Annotated in this window: 5 protein-coding genes; all 5 read right to left on the bottom strand. The window is 50.2% G+C overall.

Annotated elements, in window-relative coordinates:
- Positions 1-236: 236 nt before the first annotated feature.
- The 5 genes from QZP87_RS13725 to QZP87_RS13705 all read right to left on the bottom strand — a co-directional run bounded on the left by QZP87_RS13725 (position 237) and on the right by QZP87_RS13705 (position 9,951).
- Entirely contained in the window at positions 237-425 is a 189-nt protein-coding gene (locus QZP87_RS13725) for a Fic/DOC family N-terminal domain-containing protein (protein ID WP_291323487.1), read from the bottom strand.
- 20 nt (positions 426-445) lie between these two features.
- Positions 446-2,761: an ATP-binding protein gene (locus tag QZP87_RS13720; protein WP_291323486.1), complete on the bottom strand. Its 2,316-nt coding sequence runs from the start codon at positions 2,759-2,761 to the stop codon at positions 446-448.
- 73 nt (positions 2,762-2,834) lie between these two features.
- Complete coding sequence (locus QZP87_RS13715) at positions 2,835-3,707, bottom strand: metal-dependent hydrolase (RefSeq protein ID WP_291323485.1); 873 nt, start codon at positions 3,705-3,707, stop codon at positions 2,835-2,837.
- Between the two features lie 651 nt (positions 3,708-4,358).
- Complete coding sequence (gene dxs, locus QZP87_RS13710; protein ID WP_291323484.1) at positions 4,359-6,251, bottom strand: 1-deoxy-D-xylulose-5-phosphate synthase; 1,893 nt, start codon at positions 6,249-6,251, stop codon at positions 4,359-4,361.
- An 88-nt stretch (positions 6,252-6,339) separates the two neighbouring features.
- Positions 6,340-9,951 (bottom strand): PEP/pyruvate-binding domain-containing protein, encoded by a 3,612-nt coding sequence (locus QZP87_RS13705; RefSeq protein ID WP_291323483.1) that lies wholly within the window; start codon positions 9,949-9,951, stop codon positions 6,340-6,342.
- Positions 9,952-10,588 lie beyond the last annotated feature (637 nt).

The raw sequence follows: 10,588 nt of genomic DNA, 5'->3' as shown, positions 1-10,588 counted from the left end.
TCTTCAATATCTTATATCTGTGTCAATCTGCCTGCCCGGTGAAATAGACGAAGTCTCAGCGCAGCGGATTTCACTGGGTGTGATCTGTGGGCAGTAGTCTTTTTCTTAAAAAAATATGTGCGGAACAGTCCAGTGCCAGGTGCTGAACCCCCGATGCAGGTTGTACCAAGAAGCAGAAAAAAGTGGTGAGATAAAAAAATTACCTTTCAGGCAAACGAAAGGGTGCTGAATGTAGGTTAGACCAGCCATTTTGATGTGGAAAAAGTAGTTCTGAACGCGATTCCATCCTTAATGCCGTACAGCTGTCTGCCCTGATGCAGGAAAACGTGAACAGTACCCATAGTGGCTTGAGTTCCCTCGATACGGGAGGAAAGTACGGCTTCTTGGGTTGTCAGTGGACTCAACAACACATCTGGATTGGGGATAGTGGAGTGTGAAGATGGTGCTATTTTTTGTCCAGTAATTCCCTGATCAGCGAAGCAAGCTGATCAAGCTGGAATGGTTTGCCGATGAATCCTGATGCTCCCTGTTTGATAAGCTCATCAGCCTGAACATCCGGCGAGTAGCCGCTGGCAATCAGCACCACCGCGTCCTGGTTCATCTCAATGATTTTCCGCATGCACTCATGCCCGCCCATTACAGGCATGGTCATATCCAGAAGGACCAAGTCTATATCATTGATTGTGGATGCATATACCTCCAGTCCGTGTTTTCCATTTTCAGCACAGATCACTCTGTATCCCAGGTTTTCCAATATTTCAGCGGTCAATTCACGGATCTTTCTGTCATCATCTATGACCAGGATGGTTTCATTGCCTGTGGCAGGCTGGGAAGTGTTTGTATCGATTGCAGTACTGATTTTCTGATCTTCACGAGCAGGCAGGTATATCTCTAAAGCGGTGCCCTGGCCGGGTGTGCTGCGGCAGTGAATGGTTCCGCCATGGGTCTTGACTATCCCGTAGGCCGAAGGCAGGCCCAGTCCGGTCCCTTTGCCCACTTCCTTGGTGGTGAAGAAAGGTTCAAAGATATTTTGCAAGGTGTTCTGATCCATACCGTGTCCCGTGTCAGAAATTGTAATCAGAATATATTTTCCTGGTGAGAGATCAAGATGTTCACGGCAGAAGTCTTCATTCAGAACGACATTGGCGGTTTCAATGGTCAGCCTTCCTCCCTGGGGCATGGCATCAGCCGCGTTGCTGGAAAGGTTGAGGATAATCTGTTCCATTTTTATAGGGTCGGCGTAAACAGGCCAGAGATCATCCGTCAGCTGAATCCGGATTTCTATCATCCTGGGGATGGTCCGTTTCAATACATCTATTGCATTGCTAAGTTCGTGGTTGAGATTCAGCGTGGTGCGGTTTCCACTGTTTTGACGGCTGAAATCAAGCAGCTGACGGACCAGGTGAGCTGCCCGTCTGCCTGCTTTCTGAATCTGAACCAGATTGTCCCGTTCAGGACTCTGCTCCGGGATCCTGGAAAGCAATACTTGTGAATAGCCGTTGATTACATGCAGGATATTGTTGAAGTCATGAGAGATGCCGGCGGCCAGACGACCAATGGAGGCCAGTTTTTCCGACTGGATAAGCTGTTTCTGTGTTTCTTTCAGTGCGTTAATGCTCTGCTGGAGGTTTTCTGTGCGCTCGTCAACGGTCTTTTCCAGATTGGTCTGATATTCTTTCAATTGTCTTTCCGCCAGGACCTGGTTGCTGACATCCCGGACAAAGACAACCATGGCCTCGCTGCCTTCAAATTCAGCAGCAGCAAAAGTACAGTCTACAAATAATTCTTCACCATTTTTACGGGTCCATTGAAATATACGGCTGCAGTCCTCTATTGCGTCATTAATGGTGCAGGCGATGTTTTTGATGGTCTGCTGATCTTTGTGCTGGAAAAGTTGGAAAAAATCCATGTCGAGCAGTTCTTTCCTGGAATAGCCTGATATTTCGGTCAGGCCATGGTTGGCATATCTGAGTTGTTGTCCGGAAGGGTGATTAAGGACAAGAGCCATCCCGATACGAGCCCTGGAAGCGCTTTCAATGAGGGTGCGGTACCTGTTTTCAGATGCCTTGAACTGGTCCTGGGCTGACTGCAGACTTTTGATCATCCTGTTGAATTCAAAGCCAAGAAGTCCCACCTCGTCCCTGGTGTTGATCACTGCTTTATGGTCCAGATCACCTCTGGAAAAGATTTCCGTGCTTTTAGCCAGCTGAACGATTGGCCTGCTGATGGTTCTTGCAATGAGATAGGTTCCGACAGCAGTCATCAGCAGCAATATGAAGGCAGGTAACGCTATGCGTTTAATCAGGCTGGAAATGGCCTCCTGAACTTCTCTCAGGGATATGGCGGTCAGGATATGCCAGGTTTCATCGCCGATGACCAGGGGCTGGACCAGCAGGATTCCATTTTCATTATGATCTTCAAAAAAATAATCATCAAAGACCATTTTATCAGCTCCCAGAAGATCCGGGTCGATCTGCCGGCCGTAATACTCCCTGGAATCAGCAAGATATATTTCCCCCATGGGGTTAACGACCTTGGCAAAGATGATGTTGTCCTGCTCCAGCGGCAGGTCATGCAGAAATTCCTCAAGGTACACCCACCCCAAAGACCAGAAAGCGCTCTGGGTGACCGAGGAAATATTCCTGCTTATTACATCAGCGGAATGAGTCAATTGCTTGGTCAATGCCCTGGTTTCCATCCTGACGGTAAGATATGCGCCGATGCTTATCGCTATAAGAAACAGACATACTACGGGCAGCATGATTTTTTGCCGGATGGAAATTCTGAAACGAAATTTTTCTTGACTCAAAACTAAAACCCAGACTGTTCAGCTGTTATACTTTGACCGGGCGGCCCGGGCGTATATCCAGGACCCTGGTTTCAGGAGCAAGCCTGTTCACTTCCTTGATGAAAACCTCGCTTGACTGTTCAAGTACCGGAAAGGTTCCATAATGTTCCGGGATGGCAATCCCGGGCTTGATCATGGAGCATGCGAATGCAGCTTCTCTGGAGCCCATGGTGAAAACTCCGCCAATTGGCAGAATGGCCACATCCGGCTGATAAAAATCGCCGATAATGGTCTTCATGTCTCCCATAAGCGAGGTGTCTCCGGAATGGTAAACCTTTAACCCGTTTTCAAATTCAAAGATATAGCCTACAGCTTCTCCCACAAACCTGTTTATACCCTTAAAGCCCGTTAACTGTGCCCCGGCCGAATGGAACGCCTCCACCATGGTTATTCTCAGACCATCATAATCGGCTGTAGCTCCTTTATTAGCCAGGGTGAAGGTCTGACAGTCGGCTATTGGAATTTCCTCTTTGATAAAAAAGCCGAGTTCCCACGGAGCAATGACCTTGGGTTTGTACATCTCAATCAGGTCGCTGGCATCATTGAGCATAAAGTGATCCACATGGCCGTGGGTCCAGAGAATAAAGTCGATCTTGCTGAACTTGCTGATATCCTTGTATTTGCCTGGACACTTGGGGTTGGTACTGATCCAGGGATCCAGCAGCAATTTCAGGCCTTTGGGCGATTCAAAAAGAAAGCTGCCGTGTCCCAGCCATTCAATCTCAACCTGACCGGAAGTCCCGGACCCTTCTTCAGTCTGTTCAGCCCATGCCCGTCTTGACTTCAAGAAACCGCCCATGCTTAATCCTCCTGCCGTTACCCCAATGTTTCTGATAAATTTTCTCCTGGTTAAAGGCATTTTGAACTCCTATTGTGATTATACTTTTATGGTATCTGTTATATAAATTGATACTTAGCAGACAGGCACTTTTGCCGGTTGATAAATAACACTACAGCGAAACTTATAAAACTTTTCAACCTGTCGAAATTGGGGACAGGCACCCCCAAACCTTTTTCTGATGGATGCTTGACAGGTTTTAAAAATAAGTGCGGGGAGAGCCAGTCCCCGGAGGTCAATCATAAGTTTCGCTGTAGTGTTAAGATACGCTTCCTTATAATTGATTGATTTCCTTGCCAAAATAAAAAACTCTATGAATACAAAACTCAGTTGGATTCAATTATTGCAGGTAGTTATGCAATCAAAAATGCCGTTCTTGATCAAAAAATTTCCCTGAATTCGGTTGTCTGTTTTTGTGTTATTTTAAATGGATATCCACATAACTATCTGAATTATATTTAAATTGCTAAATCAAGCCTTGCAGGGGAGAGGTTAATACCTGGTTGCCTGCTAGACGGTCAATTGATAAAGTATTGCATTTAAAGCATATCCAACCACAGTTTTGCAATACTTTACCAAAAGGCCAAGATGTCTTATAGTTCCCTACTTAAGTTGACTAAATTTAACGGACAAGCGGTCTAATCCAACTGAATTTTAAAATCATAGATTATTTTAATAGAAAAATTCCAGTGCAGCCTTTTTTATTCCATTTTTGCAAAGGCCCAGGCTTTGTCTTAATGCCTGGGGGGGGCCATGTTCCACAAAAAAATCCCCTATCCCCAGGCGCTTGACCCGGATTCCCTGTAGCAGGTCCTCATCCGCCAGAAATTCCAGCACGGCGGATCCAAAGCCTCCGGCCAGGGCGTTTTCCTCCACCACCAGCAGGCCTTTATAATTTCCGGCCGACTCTCTTAATTCCTGCTCAGGCAAAGGCTTGACAAAGCGGGCATTGACCACTCTCAGTGAAAGCCCTTCTTTCTCCATTTCCAGCGCCGCCTCCAGGGCCGGGTAGACCCGGCTGCCTATGGCCAGGATCACACCGTGGGAGCCATCCTTCATAACCTCAGAACTGCCGAGCTCCAGGGGGTGGATTTCCCCGAGATCAGCCCCTGTACCCACTCCCCTGGGATACCTGAACGAGACAGGCCCGGGGTGCTTCAGGGCAGTGAGGAGCATGTTCTGCAATTCAGCCTCATCCTTGGGGGCCATGCAGATCATGTTGGGGATATGGCGCAGGTAGGAGAAGTCAAAATTACCGTGATGCGTGGGGCCGTCCTCTCCGACAATTCCGCCCCGGTCCAGACAGAAGGTCACCGGCAGATTCTGCAGACACACGTCATGAACCACCTGGTCGTACGAACGTTGCATGAAAGTGGAATAAATGGCCACCACAGGCTTTAGCCCCTGGATCGCCATGCCGGCTGCAAAGGTAACCGCGTGCTGTTCACAGATCCCCACGTCGAAAAACCTTTCCGGAAACCTCTCCGCAAAAGCGCCCAGGCCCGTTCCCTCAGGCATGGCTGCGGTTATGGCCACGATTCTGTTATCCTTTGCGCCAAGTTCACACAGAGTCTGGCCGAAGACATCAGTGTAGCTGGGCAGGCATTCGCCGTCCGGTTTCTTTCTGGCCAGGCCGGTCTCAGGCTCAAAGCAGCCCACCCCGTGATAAAAGGTGGGATTATCTTCAGCCGGTTTGTATCCCTTGCCTTTTTTGGTCAATACATGCACCAGCACCGGTCCCTGCAGGCTCCTGGTCTGCTCCAGCACTCTGGTCAGAGAAGTGATATTGTGTCCATCCACCGGTCCGATGTAGTTGAACTTCAAGGCTTCGAACAATATGCCCGGAGTAAAGAAATTTTTCAGGGACTCCTCGCTCTTGCGGGCGTAATTCAGGATGTCGTCCCCGATTCTGGGAATCTGGCGCATGAAGCTTTCAAAGTCCCTTTTGAAGCGCACCATCCATCTGGATGAGAGGTTGCGGCTCAAAAAAGATGACAGAGCACCTACATTTTTTGCAATGGACATCTCGTTATCGTTTAAGATCACCACCAGATCCCGGTCCAGATCCCCGGCCTGGTTCAGACCTTCAAAGGCCAGTCCCGCCGTCATGGAGCCATCACCTATAATGGACAATACTTTCTGATCCAGGTCCAGAATATCCCCGGCCACCGCCATACCCAGCCCGGCTGAAATGGAAGTGCTGGAGTGCCCCACTGCAAAATGATCATAAGGGCTTTCAGCAGGTCTGGGAAAACCGCTTATGCCCCCCAGGGCGCGCAGGGTATGAAAACTGTCCCGCCTGCCGGTGAGGATCTTATAGGCATAGGCCTGGTGTCCCACATCCCAGATTATTCTGTCTTTGCCCGGATCAAACACCCGAAGCAGGGCCAGGGTAAGCTCCACTGTACCCAGGGAAGGGGCCAGGTGACCTCCGTTGGTGGACACTACTCTGATAATGAGATCTCTGATCTCCTGGGCCAACCTGTTGAGTTCTGTCAGGGAAAGCTCCCGGATAATCCCGGGTGATGTAAGCTCAGTCAATATGGATTGGTTTTGAGGGGTCATATCTGTGCTGCAGAGTGCAGGTGTTTACAGACCGGATACATCTTGTATTATTGACGCATCCGGCCTGTTTTGTGGTTCTTAATTATAATTATACGCCCATCTTTTTGGCAAGTTGGGCCATGGCTTCTTCCTGTTCCTCGTAGGTGGCGAAGCCGGCCTGGTGCAGGGCATCGTCAATGGTTACCTGCCAGTCCCAGTTGGCATAGATAACCGGTTTGTGAAATATATTGCGGAACTTATAAAGTTCCTGGCGATAGAAGTCCTCCTTCCTGGATCCCAGGTTTGAGTAAAGTTGTTCGTGCAGTCTGGCAGCCTCGCCTTCGTACCATTCCATGAGATCCTTGCCTGAGGAGTATTTCTTGAGGATATGCTCGTAATTGTTCTCCTTCAGAAGCACGTAGAGTCTTTCCAGGTGCTGTTTCTCAAGCCACTGTCCCATATCTTTGAGCTTGATATTCTCCTTTTCGGTTTTGGCAAATTCCTCTTTGGTCTGGGCATATGTATCCGGTACAACTGAGGCGGAAACTATGCCCGAGATGCATACCAGCCCCCGGATTATCTTACTGTTGGAAACACCCTGTCCGCAGAAGCCGACTTTCTTGCCGAACTTTTGACCGGTAAAGATGGTCACCAGGATGGCCCAGACCACAGCCGGGTCCTCCTCGTCGTATATATGCCCCAGCCTGGAGTTGTCCCGGTCCGTGCCCAGAACAAGCTGGGTCATGTCGTTGGAGCCGATGGAAAAACCGTCGAACTCACGGATGAATTCCTTGGCGATAATGGCGTTGCTGGGAATCTCTGACATCAGGATGATCTTGAGCCCGTCTTCGCCGGAGCGCAGTTTGTGCACGTCAGCCAGGTAACGCTTCATGCTTCTGGCTTCCTCAAAGGTCCTTACAAAGGGCAGCATGAGCTGCAGGTTGCTGCCTCCAAAAGCCCCTCTGGCCAGCTTGAAGGCTTCCAGTTCCCAGTCGTGAATGTCCCTGGAAACCCCGCGGTAACCCAGCATGGGGTTGTCCTCGTAGTGTTCGAAAAGCATTCCGCCCATGAGGTTGCGGTACTCGTTGGTCTTGTAATCTGTAGTGCGGTAGATAATCTCCTTGCCGTAAAAGGCCATGGCAAACAGGGCCAGTCCCTGGGACAGGGTCTGGACATACAGCTCTTTGCCGGTCCTGAAGCCGCGGCTTGTGATGTGCTCGTGGATGTTTTTGGACAGGTCTCGCACCGTGTCCATCTCGTTTTTCAGCCCCACCTTCTGGGCGACATCCGTTCTAAGATCCTGGATATTGTTCAGGTGTTCCTGCACAACCGGATCATGCCTGACCCCCTTTTCTATGCGCTTGATATCTGCTTCAAGCTCTTCTCTCTTCTGGACTGTTTCCGGGTCGTCCCCCACCAGAAGCATAAGCTGGTCAGCATAACCCAGGATAATGGCTATATGCTCCTTAAGATCCAGAGATGTCTTGAGGACTTCAAGCCTCTTGGTGGCCAGATCGATATGTTTCTCCAGCTTTTTGTCCAGTTCTCTAAGCTGCCTGTGCATGGCCAGCACCTCATCCGTCCCCTTGGCTCCCTTCTTCTCTGTCATCTCGCTCATACGACTTTCCAGGCCGGTGATTATGCCCACGAACCTCCTGAGGTTCAGATCCAGGCTCACCAGTCCTGCTGTCAACTGGTCCCGGACTACCTTGGTCAGCTCATTTTCCATCTCTCCAAACTTCTTGTTCACCACCGAGTCCAGATAGCCCTTGTCGTAGGCGTCCAGGGCCTGGGGATGTACCCCGATATTTGCCAGCATGAATTCTGCCCGCAATAGACCTACTTCAAAATCCGGCATGCGGCGCAATCTGGAGAGAAACAGGGCCTGTCCCACATCGGCCAGAATAAGGCCTACCTTGGTCTTAGTGGCCGGCAGCTTACCCACGTCAATTTCTCCGCCAACCTCTTCCAGGGGTACCATGCCGCGGTAAACAAGGCCCCTGGAGCCGTCAGCGGTAACCTCCTGGCCGTCCAGGGCCCGCAGAGCCTCCAGCCTCTTAATGCCGATAATGGCCGGAATGCCCAACTCTCTGGAAGTTATGGCGGCATGGCTTGTATCTCCACCGGCGTCGGCCAGAATAGCCGATGCCACGCGCATCCCGGGAACCATGTCAGGATCGGTACGTTCCGCGGCCAGGATGTCGCCCTTGTTGATTTTGTTCAACTCCAGGGCGGAACGCAAAAATTTTACTGTACCCTGCCCTGCTCCCCTGGAAGCTCCATTGCCTTCCAGAATTACCTCGGCATTGGCAATGGCCTTTTTATTCGCCTCCATCCGGCGCATGAAAATTGTATTGGGGTGCTTTTCCAGTTCTTCGTTCCACCTGGTTTCCGGCCTGGCCTGCACGAACCACAACCGATCCCAGGCATCGATGCAGAACTCGGTATCCATGATCATGCCTTCATAAGCCTTGCTGATGGCCCGCACCCCCTTGGCCACTGTTTCGGCCTGAGCCAGAGACAGGGACCAGCGGACTATCTGGTCTTCAGGGACCTTTTGAACCACTGTCCCTGCTCCGGTCTCATCGTAAACGATCTTTTTATCCTTGAACCCCATTTGCCGGATAACCACTTCTTCGCCGTCATCACGCTGAAAAACATAGAACTTGTCCGGTGTAACCATACCGCTTACAACCGCCTCTCCAAGCCCGTAGCTGGCATCTATGGACACCAGATCCTTGCGGTCTGTTCCCTGGCAGCCGGTGGCTGTATCTGCGCTGAAAGCGGTGCCTGATATGACCGGATTGATCATACGCATGATGCACACGGACAAAGAGGTGTTTTCAATGGACCATTCCTCTTTGGCCTTGGAAGCTATGGAATCATCGCCTGTGGATTCTGCCTTGGCCACGGCATCCAGGATGGCTTCCCTGCGGTAAGTCATGCTGCGAAGGTTGTAGGCCGAGGCACAATCCCAGTGGTATGCCTCTACAGCGTTACTTTCACTGACAATATTCAGATAAGTATCCTGCAGACCGGCAAAGGCTTTTTTGCGGCTGTCTTCACCTGCAGCAGAAGATCGTACCGCCACCGGGACGTTGTCCTGGCCGACTTCCTTGCAGATGCCGTTATAGGCCTGCCGGACGGCTTCTTCCACATCCCTGGGAAGATCCACACTCAAAATGGCTGTCTGTACCAGCACAGACCTCTTGCGAAGCTGGTCAATGCCTTCCGGTGATACTGCAAAACCTTCCACCACGTTGTTTATAAAGGTTCTAAGCTTGATAAAGGTACTGTCTTTCTTTTGCGGGGTCCTTTTGACGTTGACCGCCAGTTTTCGAACCAGCTTTTTCAGGAAGTCCGGGTCATCGTTGATGGCCTGATCCTTCCAGTCGATGACATCGTACTCCTTATCCACAGAGGCTCGAATGGCGGCAGCGTTGACTTTGGTTTCATCCAAAAGCTTGTGAAAGGCTGTAGCCGATATCGCCCTGAACTGAGGAGCCCTGATGTTTTCAATAGTGTTGATGATGGCGGTGTTGAAATTTTTACCACCCACAAGAAGTTCTGCCTCAACTCCCATTTCCATGATTTCGCTGGCCTTCAGGACCAGCTTTTTTTTGTGGGTATCAAAGCTGTTTTTCTTTTTCGGAGCGGTTTTCTCCTGCTTATTTTCCTGGGCCTCTTGAGTGGACTGTTGATCTTTACCGGTCTTTGCCATTCCTTAGTCTCCTTTGAAAAAACGTTGTTGCAGAGGGTAACCAGCCCGGCAACTAGAATTTGCATGTGAGTTGCCTGCAAACTAATTATTCTGTATCTGTTCAGCGCTTTGCATGTCGCATGACTTCAAGCCCGTAGGCTGACAGCCCGGAGGGGGACTGGCTTGCCCCTCACATTTTTTATAGATTCTGCAGCCTTTCTACCATAGAAATACATGCGGGACTGTCCCAATTAGTATTAGGATAAGAGCACCTCTTCATCCTGGGTTGCGGGTGGGGCCCACCCTTGTTTGCTATCTTGTTCCAAGCCCCAAAGTCAACTATCAAATATTCACCCGCTATGACAGGCTTTAAGGAAATCAACCGCGGCTATAGGCGGGTTTGTTTCACCCAGGCTGGATGCAACTGCCAAAAGTCTTATCTGTTCGTATCTGTTTAGCGCTTTGCATCTGGCACGGGGGATGGCCTCTCCCGGCACTTATTTTTCAATAATGATCTTCGCATCAGCTAAAAATAAGCGGTCACCGGGGACAGGCACTTTTGCCGACCTCAAACCGTAAAACGGCCGGACTATCCGGCGGCAAAAGAGCCAGTCCCCTTCCAGATTGCTAAACAGATACGGTGAGAGCCAGACCCCGC

The organism is Desulfonatronospira sp. (assembly GCA_003563255.1).
Classification (GTDB): Bacteria; Desulfobacterota; Desulfovibrionia; order Desulfovibrionales; family Desulfonatronovibrionaceae; genus Desulfonatronospira.
Note: the sequence above shows the minus strand (reverse complement) of the source record. Positions and strands in the feature narration are given on the sequence as shown.

What these genes read in the sequence shown, in the direction of transcription:
- QZP87_RS13705 (WP_291323483.1), bottom strand. Translation starts at nt 9,951, where the DNA reads ATGGCAAAGACCGGTAAAGATCAACAGTCCACTCAAGAGGCCCAGGAA.
- QZP87_RS13715 (WP_291323485.1), bottom strand. Translation starts at nt 3,707, where the DNA reads ATGCCTTTAACCAGGAGAAAATTTATCAGAAACATTGGGGTAACGGCA.
- QZP87_RS13720 (WP_291323486.1), bottom strand. Translation starts at nt 2,761, where the DNA reads ATGCTGCCCGTAGTATGTCTGTTTCTTATAGCGATAAGCATCGGCGCA.
- dxs (WP_291323484.1), bottom strand. Translation starts at nt 6,251, where the DNA reads ATGACCCCTCAAAACCAATCCATATTGACTGAGCTTACATCACCCGGG.